Below are 16,154 nucleotides of genomic sequence, written 5' to 3'. Positions count from 1 at the left end.
TGCGGGAAGCCCGCGGTTCAGAGTTCGGTGACGACCAGGTCGACCTGCCGGGGCCGCCCGGCCGCCCGGGGCGCCTCCTCGACCGTGTACTTCAGCTCCCGCAGCGCTCCCACCAGGGCGTCGGCGGTGCGCGGCCGGGCGTCGGCGAGCAGGAGATCCCGCACCAGCCGGCCCTTCGTGGCCTTGTTGAAGTGGCTCACCACCGACCGGGTCGGTGTGCCGTCCACGGTCCGTTCGTGCAGCACCCGTACCGTCACCGTGCGTTCGGCGAGCGCGCCGCGCGGCGTCCAGGTGGCCGCGTACGCGCCGGAGCGCAGGTCCAGCACCGGCCCGCGTCCGGCAGCCGGCTCCAGCACCGGCCCGAGCGCCTCCCGCCAGTACGCCGACAGCGCCCCGAGCCCCGGCAGCCGCGCCCCGATCGGGCAGCGGTACGGCGGGATCCGGTCGGCGAGGCGTACCGCGCCCCACAAGCCGGAGCTGATCAGCACCTGGCGGCGGGCCGCCCGCTGCGCGTCGGGCGGCAGCGTGTCCAGCCCGAGCGCCTCGTAGAGCACGCCGGTGTAGAGCCGCCCGGCCGGCGCGGTGGCCGCCTCCCGCAGCCGGGCGTTGCGCCGCAGCTCGCCGCGCTGACCCTCGGTGAGGCCCAGCGCGGTCCGGGCCGCCGTCTCGTCCGGCCCGGCGCACAGGTCGACGAGCGAGGTCAGGACCGCCTCCCGGGCCGGATTCAGCTCGGTCAGGGACAGCCGGGACAGGTCCAGCCGGCGGCCGGTGCCGGCCTCGGCCTTCCCCTCCGACGGGGGCAGCAGGATGAGCACCGGCACAGCGTACGGGCCGGGGTCAGCGCCACGGCCGGACGGCACGCTCGGGGTGGTACACGCGACTGCCGCCCACCTCGGCCACCACCGCCGCGTCGGCGCGGTCGCCCAGCAGCCGCCGCAGCGTGCGCTCGGCCGGGGAGCCGACCGCCATTACGTACCCGGGCCGCTCCGCGCGCGCCACCCGCTGCCAGTACGCCGGATAGCGGTTCTGCCCCGGCGTCAGCGTGCCGTCGAGCACACCGCAGGCCACCGTCTCGCCGGTGTTGAAGATCAGCCGGTTGCAGGTCCAGTAGTCCCCGTACACCTCGTGCAGACCGGCCGCCCGCACCGTGTCGGCCAGACGGCGGGCGGTGCGCTCCTCGTGCCGTACGCCCGGCACGCCGGTCAGGAACGCCACGGTCCCGGCGACGGTGGCGGCGGTCAGCCCGGCCAGCACCGCCGCCGCCGTGGCGCCGCCCAGCCGGGCCGCCCGTCCGGCGGTGCCCCGCACCGCGTGCGCGGCGGCCAGCCAGAGCGGCCACAGCACGGCCGGCAGCGAGATCTGGAGCACCGACAGGTAGCGGGCGTTGCCGAGCGGGTCGGTCGCGGCGAGCGGGCTGCGCACGTACGCCAGAAGTGTCAGCGCCGCGCCCACGACCAGGGCGAGGATCGCCACGGCCCGGACCCGCGCGGCGTGGTCGGCGGCCCGGCGGTACGCGCGCAGCCCGAGCGCGGCGGCGGCCACCAGCAGCACCGGGTAGAGCACGCCGAACCACTGCGCCCAGCGCGCGCAGCCGTCCATCGGGCACATGCCCGACGCCAGCGGCACCCCCTCCAGCAGCCCGCCGCGCAGCCGTTCGGCGAGCGACGGCGCGACCCCCTCCTTGGTGCTGATCTCACGGAACACCGACAGCGAGTCCTGCCCGGGTGGCGCGACGAGGTTGTCCTTGACCATCGGGGCGATCCCGGCGAGGAAGCCCGCCACCAGCAGCACACCGGGCCAGCCGATCAGGTCCCGGGGCACCGCCACCGCGAGCACCACCGCCGCTACCAGCAGGTACGGCGCGATCAGCCAGTCCGACCACAGCGCCAGCCCGGCGAGCAGCCCGAACGCGCCGGTGGCCAGCCAGTGGTGCCGGATCCGCCGGTCGCCGAGGGCCACCGCGATCAGCAGCATCGCCAGCACCGCCGGCTTCACCTCCGGGCGGCCGCCGACCGCGGTGAGCTGGTCGCGGACCACCCGTTCCGAGCCGAGCGCCAGCAGGCCCACCACGGCGACCGCCAGCCAGGGGGAGAACAGGCGGCGGGTCAGCCGGTACGCCAGCCACAGGAAGACCGCGAAGAGCGCGAGCAGCGGCAGCCGCAGCAGCGGCCAGCTCGGCCCGGCCCAGCCGACAAGCGGCGCGGCCAGGTACGACTCCAGCACGCCCATGTAGCGCTGCCCGTAGAGGAAGACCGGCCGCTCACCACCGCTCGCGATGTGCAGCGCGGCCAGGCCGAACGTGGCCTCGTCGCTGTTCGACGCGGGCACCGTGAGCAGCGTCAGCACCAGCCGGTAGCCGACAGCCGCGACGCCGAGCAGCAGCGCCACCAGCGCCGGCGCGTCCGGACGCGGCAGTACCCGGTCCCGCTTCGTCGTCGACACGACAAACGCCCCCGTCGTCGTCCCGACCGCAGTCTGTCACGGCGGCGCCCGCCGCCGGGTCGGATCGGCGTGGATCACTCGCGTGGCCCGGCCGGTCCGGTTGTGGCACTGTTGCCGTGTGCCGCCCACACCACCGGACCAGTTGGCCGTTCCGCAACTGCACCGCGCCGCGCGCTTCGAGGACGCCGTGCACGGCCTGGTGGAGCGCCGGTTGCGGCGCACCGGGTGGCAGCCGAACATCATCGCGTACGCGGGCTACGGCGCCCCGGGCTGGGCGCGCGTGCTCTGCCGGGTGCTGCTGGGCCGCCCGGACACGCGGCGGCGGGGCCGGCTGGACAAGGTGCGGGGCTGGCGCAGCTTCGCCACGCTGCCCGCCAAGCACATCACGGTGACGATCGAGGCCGACGGCGTGCGCCAGGAGGTGACCGCCGACCGCAGCGGCTTCGTCGACACCGTGATCGAGGCCGACTTCGCCCCGGGGTGGGGCTGCGTACGCCTCAGCGTCGCCGACGCCGAGCCGGTGGAGGCGCTGGTCCGCGTGCTCGACCCGGCCGTCCGCTTCGGCATCCTCTCCGACATCGACGACACCGTCATGGTGACCGCGCTGCCCCGGCCGCTGCTCGCCGCGTGGAACACGTTCGTGCTGGACGAGCACGCCCGCACCGCGGTGCCCGGCATGGCCGTGCTGTACGAGCGGCTGGCCACCGCCCACCCGGGCGCGCCGGTCTTCTACCTGTCCACCGGCGCCTGGAACGTCGCGCCGACGCTCACCCGGTTCCTGTCCCGGCACCTCTACCCGGCCGGGCCGCTGCTGCTCACCGACTGGGGGCCGACCGCCGACAGGTGGTTCCGCAGCGGCCGGGAACACAAGCGGGCCACGCTGGCCCGGCTGTCCCGGGAGTTCCCCGAGGTGCGGTGGCTGCTGATCGGCGACGACGGGCAGCACGACCCGGAGATCTACCGGGAGTTCGCCGCCGCGCACCCGGACAACGTGGCCGGGGTGGCGATCCGGCGGCTGTCCCCGACCCAGTCGGTGCTCGCCGGTAGCCTGCCCGCGCCGGCCGGGCGGTCGTCGTCCGGCCCGATCGGCCAGAAGTGGCTGAGCGCCCCCGACGGCGCCGGCCTCTGGAAGCTGCTGCGCGAAGCCGACCTGGTCTAACAGTCCCCTTCTCTGCGCCCCCGGCCTCCCGGCCTCCCGGCCTCCCGGCCTCCCGGCCTCCCGGCCTCCCGGCCTCCCGGCCTCCCGGCCTCCCGGCCTCCCGGCCTCCCGGCCTCCCGGCCTCTCCCCATCGATCATGAAGTTGACGGTTTTGTGGATCTCTTGAAGTGCCGTCAACTTCATGATCGACCGGGCGGACGGGTCAGCTGGGGGTGAGCCAGAGGACGCCCAGCGGGGGGACGCGCAGGGACGCCGACGCGGGCAGGCCGTGCCACGGCACGTTCTCCGCGTGCACCTCGCCCAGGTTGCCCACGCCCGACCCGCCGTAGTGGTGGGCGTCGGTGTTCAGCGCCTCCGCCCACGTACCTGCTGCCGGCAGGCCGATCCGGTAGTCCTCCAGCGGGGTCGCGGAGAAGTTCGCCACGCACACCAGCGTCTGCCCGTCCGGGGCGATCCGGATGAACGACACCGCGTTGTTGGCGACGTCGTCCCCGGCGATCCAGCGGAAGCCGGCCGGGTCGGTGTCCTGCGCCCAGAGCGCCGGGCTGGCCCGGTAGACCCGGTTCAGGTCGGCGACCAGCCGCTGCACGCCGGCGCGGGCCGGGTCGTGGGTCAGGTACCAGTCGAGGCCCCGCTCCTCGCTCCACTCCCTGTCGTCGGCCAGCTCGCAGCCCATGAACAGCAGTTGCTTGCCCGGGTGCGCCCACATGTACGCCAGCAGTGCCCGTACCGTCGCCAGCCGCTGCCACGTGTCGCCGGGCATCTTGCCCGCCAGTGACCCCTTGCCGTGCACCACCTCGTCGTGGCTGATCGGCAGCACGTAGTTCTCGCTCCACGCGTAGGCGAGGGAGAACGTGAGCTGATGGTGGTGGTGCTGCCGGTAGATCGGGTCCTTCGAGGTGTAGAGCAGGGTGTCGTGCATCCAGCCCATGTTCCACTTGAACCCGAACCCGAGCCCGCCCTCGGAGGTCGGCTTCGTGACGCCGGGCCAGGCGGTGGACTCCTCGGCGATCATCAGCACGCCCGGGTGGTGCCGGTAGACGGTGGCGTTCACCTCCTGGAGGAACGCGATGGCCTCCAGGTTCTCCCGGCCGCCGTGCACGTTCGGCGCCCACTGCCCGTCGGAGCGGGAGTAGTCCAGGTAGAGCATCGAGGCGACCGCGTCCACGCGCAGCCCGTCGATGTGGAACTCGGCCAGCCAGTACAGCGCATTGGCGACGAGGAAGTTGCGGACCTCGTTGCGGCCGAAGTCGAAGACGTACGTGCCCCAGTCGGGGTGCTCGCCGCGACGCGGGTCGGGGTGCTCGTACAGCGGGGTGCCGTCGAAACGCGCGAGGGCCCACTCGTCCTTCGGGAAGTGCGCCGGCACCCAGTCCAGGAGCACGCCGATGCCGGCGGCGTGCAGCCGGTCCACCAGATACCGGAAGTCGTCCGGGTCGCCGAACCGGGCGGTCGGCGCGTAGTAGCCGGTGACCTGGTAGCCCCACGAGCCGCCGAACGGGTGCTCCATCACCGGCAGGAACTCCACGTGGGTGAAGCCCATCTCCAGCACGTACGCGGTGAGCTGCTCGGCCAGCTCCCGGTAGCCGAGGCCGGGGCGCCAGGAGCCCAGGTGCACCTCGTACACGCTCATCGGCTCCTGGTGCGGCGCCTGCCGGGACCGGCGCGCGAGCCAGTCCGCGTCGCCCCACTCGTACCGTGACTCGTGCACCACCGACGCGGTGGCCGGCGGCACCTCGGTGCGCGCGGCCATCGGGTCGGCCTTGTCCCGCCACCGGCCGTCGGCGCCGAGGATGCGGTACTTGTAGCGGCTGCCCACCGGCAGGCCGGGCACGAAGATCTCCCACACGCCGCTGGAGCCGAGCGAGCGCATCGGCCACCCGTCGTCCGGCGCCCAGCCGGTGACGTCGCCGATCAGCCGCACGGCCCGTGCGTTGGGCGCCCAGACGGTGAACGCGACGCCCTCGTCGAACACGCGGGCGCCGAGCGCCGCCCAGAGCCGCTCGTGCCGGCCCTCGCCGATCAGGTGCAGGTCGAGGTCGCCGAGCGTGGGCGGATAACGGTACGGGTCGTCGTGCGTCGTGCCGTCCACCTCGACCCGGTAGTCGAGCACCTCGCCGGGGAGGACCGCCTCGAAGACACCGGCGTCGTGGACCCGTTTCATCGGGTGCCGTTCGCCGTCCGCGAGCACCGCCACCTCGCCCGCGCCCCGGCGCAGCGTCCGGATCGTGGTGCTCCCGTCGGCCGGGTGCGCGCCGAGCACGGCGTGCGGGTCGTGTACCTCGCCGGCGATCAGCTGGTCCATCGGGCGTCGTCCTTGTCGGCCGGTGCGGTCGGGGCGGTGCCGCCGGAGAGGTCGGCGGGTACGTCTTCCACTGTCAGGTCGGGCGCGGCCGGGTGCTCCGGTTCGGCGGGGGCCGGTGCGGCCGGGCGGCGCACGGTGAGCACGTGCGCCGGTTGCAGGTACGGGTCGAGGCGTACCGCGTTGCGCTGTCCCCAGTCGTACTCGGCGCCGGTCAGCTCGTCGCGCACGGTGAACCGCTCGTGCCAGTCCAGGCCGAGCGCCGGCATGTCGAGCGTGGTGTTGCCCCACTGCACCTCGCGGGAGTCGAACGAGCAGACCACGATCACCGTGTTGCCGGTCTGGAGGTCGCGCTTCGACCAGCACAGCAGCGCCGGGTTGTCGATGTCGTGGAACCGCAGGTTGCGCAGGTGGTGCAGGGCGGGGTTGTCCCGGCGTACCCGGTTCAGCGTGGTGACGAACGGCGCCAGCGACCGGCCCTGCGCCAGCGCGGCGTCCCAGTCCCGGGGCCGCAGCTCGTACTTCTCGTTGTCCAGGTACTCCTCGGCGCCCGGCCGGGCCACGTGCTCGAACAGCTCGAACCCGGCGTACATGCCCCATGAGGGGGACAGCAGCGCCGCCAGCACCGCCCGGATCTTGAACATCGGCGGGCCGCCGTGCTGCAACGACGAGTGCAGGATGTCCGGCGTGTTGGGCCAGAAGTTCGGCCGCATCCAGTCCACCGAGGCGACCAGTTCCTCGCAGTACTCCCGCATCTCGGCCGCCGTCGTGCGCCAGGTGAAATAGGTGTACGACTGGGTGAAGCCGATCTTGCCGAGCCCGTGCATGATCGCCGGCCGGGTGAACGCCTCGGCCAGGAACAGCACGTCCGGGTCGACCTTCTTGACCTCGGCGATCAGCCAGTGCCAGAAGTCGAACGGCTTGGTGTGCGGGTTGTCGACCCGGAAGATCCGGATGCCCTCGCCGACCCAGTGCAGCACCACCCGCAGCACCTCGGCCCGGATGCCCTCCGGATCGTTGTCGAAGTTCAGCGGATAGATGTCCTGGTACTTCTTCGGCGGATTCTCCGCGTACGCGATGCTGCCGTCGGCCCGGGTGGTGAACCACTCCGGGTGCTCGGTGACCCACGGGTGATCCGGCGCGCACTGCAACGCCAGGTCCATCGCCACCTCCAGCCCCTGCTCGGCGGCGGCCGCGACGAAGTCGCGGAAGTCCTCCGGCGTACCCAGATCGGGGTGGATGGCGTCGTGGCCGCCCTCGGCCGCGCCGATCGCCCACGGCGAGCCCACGTCGTCCGGCCCCGCGGTGAGCGCGTTGTTGCGGCCCTTGCGGTTGACCCGGCCGATCGGGTGGATCGGCGGCAGGTAGAGCACGTCGAAACCCATCGCCGCGACACCCGGCAGCCGCTGGATCGCGGTGGCGAACGTGCCGGAACGCGCGGGCGCGTCGACGGTGGCCGGGACCGCGCCCTCCGAGCGGGGGAAGAACTCGTACCAGGCGGAGAAGAGCGCCCGCGGCCGGTCCACCCACAGCGTGCGCTCCTCGCCGGTGGTGACCAGCTCGCGCACCGGGTGCTCCCACAGCAGGTCGGCCAGATCCAGCGCAGCGCTCACCCGCCGCGGCAGGTCCAGGCCGTCGTCGGCCAGGGCCCGCACGGCTTCGCGTACGCGATCACGGCCGGCCCTCGGCACCAGGTCGAGCGCGGCGGTCAGTACCCGTACGCCCTCGGCCAGGTCGTTCGCCAGCTCGGCCGCGCCCTGGCCGGCAGCGAGCTTCTTGGTGACCGCGTTCTGCCAGGTGAGGTACGGATCCTGAAACGCCTCCACGGCGAAGCGCCACAGGCCCACCGCGTCCGGGCGGATGGTGGCGTGCCAGCGGTCCTGGCCGGGCTCACCCGGGCGCATCCGGGTGAACGGGCGGGCCGCGCCGTCCGGGCCGAGCCAGACCACGTTGCATCCGAGCGCGTCGTGGCCCTCGCGGTAGGCGCGCGCCGACACCGGTACGACCTCGCCGACCACCGCCTTGGCCGGGTAGCGACCGCAGGAGACGACGGGGGAGACGTCTTCGATCGGGAACCGTCCAGTCACCCGCTCAACCTACTGCGCGAGATCCTCTCGCGCTCGGCGACTTCACCTCAGCCCTCAACCCGCGCTCACAGGGCGTCGACGATGCTCAGCCCGACGGCGACGTTCAGGTCGATCGCTGGGTGACGAACACGAATTCCCGGCCCGGGCGGTCGGGCGCCTCGCGCACGTCCACTACCCGGAATCCGGCGGCGGCCAGGCTCGCCTGCACCTCGTCGCGGTCGCGGAACCGCAGCGTCGAGTCCGACGTGACGACGGCGCCGTCGGCCGGGAAGCGGTAGGTGAACCGGAAGGACACGAACGGCAGCTCCACAGCGGTGACCTCGAGACGCCGTTGCACAGGCCCTTCGCCCGGCACGTCCCGGGTCACCGGCGCGGTGTCCGCCGCCCACTCCTCCCACGCGCGGCGTTCGGGGCGGCGCGTCTCGAACACGAGATGCTCGCCGGGCCGCAGCTCGGCACGTATGCCCCGCAGGGTGCGCGCCCAGTCGTCGTCGGTGCGGAAGGCCTGCGCCACGTTGCCGGTCATCACGGCCAGGTCGGCGCGCAGCGGCGGCAGCGTCGTGGCGTCGCCGTGGATCCAGCGGACGCGGTCGGCGCCGTCCTTCGCCCGGGCGACATCAAGCGACGCCTCGGCCGGGTCCACGCCCACGACGGTACGGCCGTGCCGGGCGAGCAGGAGGGCGAGGCTCCCGGTGCCGCACCCGAGGTCGAGCACCACGCGCGCGTCCAGCTCGTCGGCGATCGCGAGGTACGCGTCCAGGTCGTCCCGGTCGCCGTCGAACGCGTCGTAGACCGGCGCGAGCCGAGGATGGGCGAAGATCGCATCCGGCATCCGGGGACTGTATCCGCGTCCGTGACACGTATCATCTGTATTACGTGACGGGAGGATCCGATGAGGTTGAACAGCAAGGGGCAGGTGACCATCCCGGCCGAACTGCGTGCCCGGCACAACCTGCACGAGGGCGACGAGGTGGACGTGGTCGAGGAGGGCGGCGCTCTGCGTATCGTGCGTGTCGATGACGTGGAGACCCGTGGACGACGTCTGGTTCGGCGCATGCGTGGACGAGGCGCTGCCCGAGAGGTGGAGGGCATGTCGACGGATGAGCTGATGGAACTGCTCCGTGGCGAGTGAGCGGATCCGAGCCGTGGCGGGCCGAGCCACCGACACGGTCGCGACCCTGGTCGACACGAACGTTCTGCTGGACATCTTCACCGACGACCCGAAGTGGGCGGACTGGTCCAGCGACGCCCTGGCCGCTTCTCGTGATGCCGGTCTTCTGGTGATCAACCCGATCGTCTACGCCGAGGTGTCCGTGCGGTTCGCGCGCGTGGAGGACCTTGATGACGCACTGCCGGCCACCGATTTCCTGCGCGAGGAACTGCCCTACCCGGCCGGTTTCCTGGCTGGCAAGGCGTACGCGCGGTACCGGTCACGCGGGGGTGCCAAGCGTTCGCCGATCGCCGACTTCTACATCGGCGCGCACGCGGCGGTCTGCCACTACCGTCTGCTGACCCGGGACAGCAGCCGCTACCGCAGTTACTTCCCTGGACTGGCCGTGATCGCGCCCGACGTCTGACGTCCGGCAGCGTTGTCAGGCGGTTGTGCACGAGCGGGCTGCGGTCCAGGCAGGCTGCCGTCTCGTGCGGGTTGTTAAGAAGGGGCCCTTCCTCTACCGGGGGCGTTAATAGGGTGCCCTTCCTTACACGCCCACCGAGCGGTACACCTCTACCGTCTGGCGGGCGATCGCGTCCCAGGAGAAGTGCTCCACCGCCCGCCGCCGCCCCGCCGCCCCGAACGCCGCGATCCGGTCCGGGTCGGCCAGCAGCTCGTTCATGCGCGCGGCCAGGTCGGCAACGAAACGCTCCGGGTCCAGCGGCGTGCCGGAGCCGTCGCCGGCCTGCTCGATCGGCACCAGCAGCCCGGTCTCGCCGTCGGCCACCACCTCCGGGATGCCGCCGGTGGCGGTCGCCACCACGGCGGTCTCGCAGGCCATCGCCTCCAGGTTGACGATGCCCATCGGCTCGTAGACGGACGGGCAGGCGAAGACCGTGGCGTGGGTGAGCACCTGGATCACCTCGTGCTTGGGCAGCATCGCCGCCACCCAGATCACCCCGGACCGGGTGGCTCGCAGCTCCGCCACGAGACCCTCCACCTCGGCGGCGATCTCCGGGGTGTCCGGCGCGCCGGCCAGCAGCACGAGCTGGGTGTCGGCGGGCAGTTCCCGGGCCGCCCGCAGCAGGTACGGCAGGCCCTTCTGCCTGGTGATCCGCCCGACGTAGACCACGCTGGGCCGCGCCGGGTCGATGCCGAGCCGGTCGAGCACGTCGGTGCCCGGGTCCGGGGCGTACTGCGCGGTGTCGATGCCGTTGTAGACCACGCGTACCCGGTCGGGGTTCACCGCCGGGTACGCGGTGAGCACGTCGCGCCGCATGCCCGCGCTCACCGCGATGATCGCGTCGGCCGCCTCGAACGCGGTCCGTTCGCACCAGGAGGAGAGCGCGTACCCGCCGCCGAGCTGCTCTGCCTTCCACGGGCGCAGCGGCTCCAGGCTGTGCGCGGTCACCACGTGCGGCACCCCGTGCAGCAGCTTCGCGGTGTGCCCGGCCAGGTTGGCGTACCAGGTGTGGCTGTGCACCACGTCGGTGCCGGCCGTCCCGGCGGCCATCTCCAGGTCGACGCCCATGACCCGCAGCGCGGCGTTCGCGCCGGCCAGCGCGGGCGGCTCGGCGTACGCGGTCACGCCCTCCTCGTCGCGGGGCGCGCCGAAGCAGTGCACCCGGACGTCGGCGAGCCGGCGCAGCTCACGGGCGAGGTATTCCACGTGCACACCGGCGCCGCCGTACACCTCCGGCGGGTACTCGCGGGTGAGCAGGTCGACGCGCATCGGTGCCATGCCCGCACCCTAGTGCAGAGCGCCGCGTCGCACGCGGTGGCAAGTGTGGGCGTCCGAGTGGTGAAGTCGGTTCGAGGTGGTTAGCGTCTGAGCATGGCTGCCAAGGTGCTCGCGATCGTCCTGGCCGGCGGGGAGGGCAAGCGCCTGATGCCCCTGACGACCGACCGGGCGAAGCCCGCCGTCCCCTTCGGCGGGATGTACCGCATGGTCGACTTCGTCCTGTCCAACCTGGCGAACGCCGGCTTCCTCAAGATCGTCGTGCTGACCCAGTACAAGTCGCATTCGCTGGACCGCCACATCACCAAGACGTGGCGGATGTCGACGCTGCTCGGCAACTACGTCACGCCGGTGCCCGCGCAGCAGCGCCGCGGCCCGTGGTGGTTCGCCGGCTCGGCCGACGCGATCTACCAGAGCTTCAACCTGATCAACGACGAGCAGCCGGACTACGTGATCGTCTTCGGCGCCGATCACATCTACCGGATGGATCCCCGGCAGATGGTCGAGGACCACATCGCCTCCGGCGCCGGTGTGACGGTGGCCGGCATCCGGCAGCCGCTGTCGACGGCCGACCAGTTCGGCGTGATCGAGGTCGGCGAGGACGGCAAGCGCATCCGTGCGTTCCGGGAGAAGCCCACCGACGCGGTGGGGCTGCCGGACGCGCCGGACGAGATCTACGCCTCGATGGGCAACTACGTGTTCACCACCCGGGCGCTGTGCGAGGCGGTCGAGCGCGACGCGGCGGACAAGACGAGCAAGCACGACATGGGCGGCAGCATCATCCCGATGCTCGTCGAGCGCGGCGAGGCCAACGTCTACGACTTCAAGGACAACGAGGTGCCCGGCAGCACCGACCGCGACCGCGGCTACTGGCGGGACGTGGGAACGCTCGACTCGTTCTACGACGCGCACATGGACCTGATCAACGTGCACCCGGTGTTCAACCTCTACAACTTCGAGTGGCCCATCTACACCGAGCAGCCGCCGTACCCGCCGGCCAAGTTCGTGCACGCCTGGGGCGAGCGCGTCGGCCGCGCGGTCAGCTCGATGGTCTCGCCCGGCTCGGTGATCTCCGGCTCGCTGGTGGAGAACTCGATCGTGGCGCCGAAGGTGAAGGTCCACTCGTGGGCGCACGTCGACGGCGCCGTGCTGATGGAGGGTGTCCAGATCGGCCGCCACGCGGTCGTCCGGCGCGCGATCCTGGACAAGAACGTCCACGTCCCGGAGGGCGCCGAGATCGGCGTCGACCTGGAGAAGGACCGCCAGCGCTACACCGTGTCCGACAACGGCATCGTCGTCATCGGCAAGGGCCAGCGCGTCGAGCCCTGAGCAGTCCCCACCGCATCACCGAGGAGGATCCCGCAGTGGCCCACCCCCGTGCCGGCCAGCCCGCCCAGCCCGCCGACCTGGTCGACGTGCCCCGGCTGGTCACCGCCTACTACGCCGAGCACCCGGACCCGGACGACCCGGCGCAGCAGGTCTCCTTCGGCACCTCCGGGCACCGCGGGTCCAGCCTGCGCAACGCCTTCAACTCCGACCACATCCTCGCCGTCACCCAGGCGCTCTGCGACTACCGCCGCGAACAGGGCCTCTCCGGGCCGCTGTTCCTCGGCCGGGACACCCACGCGCTCTCCGCGCCCGCCGAGGCCGACGCGCTGGAGGTGCTCGCCGCCAACGACGTCACAGTGCTGCGCGACAGCCGCGACGGCTACACCCCGACGCCCGCCGTCTCGCACGCCATCCTCACCCACAACCGGGGGCGCACCAGCGGCCTCGCCGACGGCATCGTCATCACCCCGTCGCACAACCCGCCGTCCGACGGCGGGTTCAAGTACAACCCCACCCACGGCGGGCCCGCCGACACCGACGCCACGAAGTGGATCCAGGACCGCGCGAACGCCATCCTCGCCGCCGGGCTCAAGGAGGTGAAACGCATCCCGTACGCGCGGGCGCGCGCCGCCGCCACCACCGGGGAGTACGACTTCCTCGCCCGGTACGTCGACGACCTCCCCGCCGCGCTGGACATCGACGCGATCCGCGACGCCGGGGTGCGCATCGGCGCGGACCCGATGGGCGGGGCGAGCGTGGCGTACTGGGGCGAGATCGCCGATCGGCACCGCCTCGACCTGACCGTGATCAACCCGCTCGTGGACCCGACCTGGCGGTTCATGACGCTCGACGGCGACGGCAAGATCCGGATGGACTGCTCCTCGCCGAACGCGATGGCCTCGCTGATCGCCGCCCGGGACGACTACGCGGTCTCCACCGGCAACGACGCCGACGCCGACCGGCACGGCATCGTCACGCCCGACGGCGGCCTGATGAACCCCAACCACTACCTGGCCGTGGCGATCGGCCACCTGTTCCGTACCCGGGAGCAGTGGGGCCCGGCCGCGGCGGTGGGCAAGACGCTCGTCTCCTCCTCGATGATCGACCGGGTCGCGGCCGACCTCGGCCGCCCGCTGCTGGAGGTGCCGGTCGGGTTCAAGTGGTTCGTGCCCGGCCTGCTCGACGGCACCGTCGGGTTCGGCGGCGAGGAGAGCGCCGGCGCGTCGTTCCTGCGCCGCGACGGCGGCACCTGGACCACCGACAAGGACGGCATCCTGCTCTGCCTGCTCGCCGCCGAGATCATCGCCACCACCGGCCGTACGCCCAGCGAGCACTGGGCCGAGCTGGCCGACCGCTTCGGCGCGCCCGCGTACGCCCGGATCGACGCGCCGGCCGGGCGCGAGGAGAAGGCGGTCCTGGCGAAGCTGTCGCCGGAGCAGGTCACCGCCACCGAGCTGGCCGGTGAGCCGATCACCGCGATCCTCACCACCGCGCCCGGCAACGGCGCCGCGATCGGCGGGCTCAAGGTGACCACCGAGTCGGGCTGGTTCGCCGCCCGCCCGTCCGGCACCGAGGACGTCTACAAGATCTACGCCGAGTCGTTCCAGGGCCCGGAGCACCTGGCCCGGATCCAGGACGAGGCCAAGGCGCTGGTCGACGGCGTGCTCGCCACCGCCTGACCCGGCTCAGCGGGGCGGGGGCAGCTCCCGGCGGTTGAGCTGCTCCCGCAACCCGTCCGGCAACAGCTCCCGCAACTGGTCGGGCAGCAGCGGCAGGTCCAGCAGGCTCAGTTTGAGCTGGTTGCGCTCCTGGTAGCGGCGCGGGTCGAGACGGACCACCCGGCCGGCGTCCTTGACGTACCGGATGTGCACCGAACCCTCGGTCGCCGCCTGCCGGATCAGCAGGCCGTCCATCTCCACCGCCACCGGCGCCGAGTCCGCCCGCAGCTCCAGGTGCACCGTCTCGTGCGCGGAGAGCAGCACCGAGCGGGAGATCCCGGCCATCGGCGCGGACGGCGTCACCACCATCGCCTCAGTGGCCGGCGAGATCAGCGGCCCGCCGGCGGCATAGCTGTACGCGGTCGAGCCGCTCGGTGTGCTCACCACCAGCGCGTCGCACCGGTAGTAGCCGTACCGCTGGCCGTCCACCGCCAGGGTGGCCGTGACGAACCCGGCGCCGGGCTGCCGGACCAGGGCGATGTCGTTGAACGCCACCACGTCGTCGCCGCAGACGTCGCAGGCCAGGCAGGCGTGCGACTCGACGGTGAAGTCGTGCTCCACCAGCCGCTCCAGCGCCCGGGGCAGATCCGGCGGCTCCACCTCGACCAGGAAGCCGACCCGGCCCAGGTGTACGCCGAGCACCGGCTTCGGGTCGCGGACGGCCATCCGCAGCGCTCCCAGCATGGTGCCGTCGCCGCCGATGCTGATCAGGGCGTCGCAGCGGTCGGCCAGCTCGTCCGCCGCGATCGTCTCCACCGCCGCCGGTACGCGGGCGCGGTCCTCGGCGCGTACCGCCAGGGTGATCCGGTGCCGGGCGGCCCAGTCCGCGACGATGCCCACCACCTCGGAGACGTCCCGGGTGGGGTGCAGCACCAGACCCAGCACGTCACCCGCCACCGGTACAGCTCATCACAAGGGCGGGCCGCCCGCAGTGCCGATGGGGTGAACCGATGGCCGTTGCGTAACCCGGTCCGGATGGTCGCGTTGAGCCCGTGAACGCGCGACCGACGAAGGGAAGAGGCGATGACACGGGTGATGACGGTGGTCGGGACCCGGCCGGAGATCATCCGGCTGTCGCGGGTGGTGGAGCGGTTGGACCGTACGGTCGAGCATGTGCTCGTGCACACCGGGCAGAACTGGGACCCGTTACTGTCCGACGTCTTCTTCTCCGAGCTGCGGATGCGCCGGCCGGACCGGTTCCTGGGCGTCGACACGTCGTCCCTGGGGCGGGTGCTCGGCGGCGTCCTCGTCGGGGTGGAGGAGGCGATCGCGTCCTATCGGCCAGACGCGCTGCTCGTGCTCGGCGACACGAACAGCTGCATCGGTGCCCTGATGGCCCGCCGGATGCGCGTGCCGGTCTACCACATGGAGGCCGGGAACCGCTGCTTCGATCTGAACGTGCCGGAGGAGACGAACCGACGCCTGGTCGACCACATCGCGGACTTCAACCTTGTCTACACCGAGCATGCCCGGCGCAATCTGCTGGCCGAGGGCGTGCACCCGCGCCGGATCCTGCACACCGGCTCACCGATGCGGGAGGTGCTGGCGCACTACCGGAACGAAATCACCCGCTCCACCGTGCTCGACCAGCTCGAACTGGCCCCGGAGGGGTACTTCGTGGTGAGCGCGCACCGGGAGGAGAACGTCGACCGGCCGGATCGACTGCACCGCCTGCTGGACTGCCTGCGTGCGGTACGCGACGAGTGGGGCCTGCCGCTGCTGGTCTCCACCCATCCGCGGACGCGCAAGGCGCTGGAGGCGCTCGCGGTGGACGACGCCGCACTGGAGGGCATCGCCTTTCACGAGCCGTTCGGCTTCTTCGACTATGTGCGCCTGCAGACCAGTGCCCGCTGCGTGCTGTCCGACAGCGGCACGATCAGCGAGGAGGCCGCCATTCTCGGCTTCCCGGCGATCACCCTCCGGGAGTCGATCGAGCGTCCCGAGGCGCTCGACGCCGGTGGCGTCATCATGACCGGTCTGGACCGGGCCGGTGTCGTCGAGGCGGTTCGGGTGACTGTCGAGCAGGTGGCCGCGGCGGGGGTGCCCTGCCCGGCCGACTACCAGATCCCGGACGCCTCCCGCCGGGTGGTCGACTTCATCCTGTCCACAGTCCGCCGTCACCACGGCTGGGCAGGCATCCGAGTCTGACGACCGGGTGCGCCGGCCGCCCGGACCGCGTCGAGCGGTGCCGTGCGGCCGGCGCGCCGTCGTCTCGAACAGTTCCTG

General features: G+C 72.5%; 13 protein-coding genes. 6 read left to right on the top strand and 7 right to left on the bottom strand.

Going from position 1 to position 16,154, the window contains the following annotated elements; genetic code table 11:
• Positions 1-17: 17 nt before the first annotated feature.
• On the bottom strand, positions 18-821 hold the full coding sequence (yaaA, locus tag ACPCK6_RS00990) for a peroxide stress protein YaaA (RefSeq protein WP_423480070.1): 804 nt from the start codon (positions 819-821) through the stop codon (positions 18-20).
• A gap of 16 nt (positions 822-837) precedes the next feature.
• Positions 838-2,442, bottom strand: a complete 1,605-nt coding sequence (locus ACPCK6_RS00985) for a hypothetical protein (protein WP_423480053.1) — start codon at positions 2,440-2,442, stop codon at positions 838-840.
• An 82-nt stretch (positions 2,443-2,524) separates the two neighbouring features.
• Here ACPCK6_RS00985 and ACPCK6_RS00980 point away from each other — a divergent pair, with 82 nt between their 5' ends.
• Positions 2,525-3,601: an App1 family protein phosphatidate phosphatase gene (locus ACPCK6_RS00980; RefSeq protein ID WP_396880618.1), complete on the top strand. Its 1,077-nt coding sequence runs from the start codon at positions 2,525-2,527 to the stop codon at positions 3,599-3,601.
• 202 nt (positions 3,602-3,803) lie between these two features.
• Here the strand turns inward: ACPCK6_RS00980 and glgB are convergent, their stop codons facing one another.
• The 3 genes from glgB to ACPCK6_RS00965 all read right to left on the bottom strand — a co-directional run bounded on the left by glgB (position 3,804) and on the right by ACPCK6_RS00965 (position 8,822).
• Positions 3,804-5,906, bottom strand: a complete 2,103-nt coding sequence (gene glgB / locus ACPCK6_RS00975; RefSeq protein WP_423480052.1) for a 1,4-alpha-glucan branching protein GlgB — start codon at positions 5,904-5,906, stop codon at positions 3,804-3,806.
• Positions 5,894-7,990: an alpha-1,4-glucan--maltose-1-phosphate maltosyltransferase gene (locus tag ACPCK6_RS00970; protein WP_423480051.1), complete on the bottom strand. Its 2,097-nt coding sequence runs from the start codon at positions 7,988-7,990 to the stop codon at positions 5,894-5,896. Before ACPCK6_RS00970 ends, glgB begins: the two co-directional genes overlap by 13 nt.
• Before the next feature lie 103 nt (positions 7,991-8,093).
• Entirely contained in the window at positions 8,094-8,822 is a 729-nt protein-coding gene (locus tag ACPCK6_RS00965) for a class I SAM-dependent methyltransferase (RefSeq protein WP_423480050.1), read from the bottom strand.
• Positions 8,823-8,882: 60 nt separating this feature from the next.
• Here ACPCK6_RS00965 and ACPCK6_RS00960 point away from each other — a divergent pair, with 60 nt between their 5' ends.
• Positions 8,883-9,122 (top strand): AbrB/MazE/SpoVT family DNA-binding domain-containing protein, encoded by a 240-nt coding sequence (locus ACPCK6_RS00960; RefSeq protein ID WP_366594372.1) that lies wholly within the window; start codon positions 8,883-8,885, stop codon positions 9,120-9,122.
• Complete coding sequence (locus tag ACPCK6_RS00955) at positions 9,112-9,567, top strand: type II toxin-antitoxin system VapC family toxin (RefSeq protein WP_423480049.1); 456 nt, start codon at positions 9,112-9,114, stop codon at positions 9,565-9,567. The genes ACPCK6_RS00960 and ACPCK6_RS00955 overlap by 11 nt, the downstream gene beginning before the upstream one ends.
• Before the next feature lie 123 nt (positions 9,568-9,690).
• On the opposite strand, the gene glgA is transcribed toward ACPCK6_RS00955, so the two are convergent.
• Positions 9,691-10,884 carry a glycogen synthase gene (gene glgA / locus ACPCK6_RS00950; RefSeq protein ID WP_423480048.1) on the bottom strand — a complete coding sequence of 398 codons (1,194 nt, stop codon included), beginning with the start codon at positions 10,882-10,884 and terminating at the stop codon, positions 9,691-9,693.
• 93 nt (positions 10,885-10,977) lie between these two features.
• Here glgA and glgC point away from each other — a divergent pair, with 93 nt between their 5' ends.
• Positions 10,978-12,210: a glucose-1-phosphate adenylyltransferase gene (gene glgC, locus ACPCK6_RS00945; protein WP_194800913.1), complete on the top strand. Its 1,233-nt coding sequence runs from the start codon at positions 10,978-10,980 to the stop codon at positions 12,208-12,210.
• Between the two features lie 35 nt (positions 12,211-12,245).
• Entirely contained in the window at positions 12,246-13,889 is a 1,644-nt protein-coding gene (gene pgm, locus ACPCK6_RS00940; RefSeq protein WP_423480047.1) for a phosphoglucomutase (alpha-D-glucose-1,6-bisphosphate-dependent), read from the top strand.
• A gap of 6 nt (positions 13,890-13,895) precedes the next feature.
• Here the strand turns inward: pgm and ACPCK6_RS00935 are convergent, their stop codons facing one another.
• Positions 13,896-14,825, bottom strand: a complete 930-nt coding sequence (locus ACPCK6_RS00935) for an NAD(+)/NADH kinase (RefSeq protein ID WP_423480046.1) — start codon at positions 14,823-14,825, stop codon at positions 13,896-13,898.
• A 126-nt stretch (positions 14,826-14,951) separates the two neighbouring features.
• On the opposite strand from ACPCK6_RS00935, the gene wecB reads away from it, so the two are divergent.
• Positions 14,952-16,076 (top strand): non-hydrolyzing UDP-N-acetylglucosamine 2-epimerase, encoded by a 1,125-nt coding sequence (gene wecB / locus ACPCK6_RS00930; RefSeq protein ID WP_423480045.1) that lies wholly within the window; start codon positions 14,952-14,954, stop codon positions 16,074-16,076.
• Positions 16,077-16,154: the final 78 nt, after the last annotated feature.

This window comes from Micromonospora sp. AB353 (genome assembly GCF_049538395.1).
Lineage (GTDB): Bacteria > Actinomycetota > Actinomycetes > Mycobacteriales > Micromonosporaceae > Micromonospora > Micromonospora aurantiaca.
Note: the sequence above shows the minus strand (reverse complement) of the source record. Positions and strands in the feature narration are given on the sequence as shown.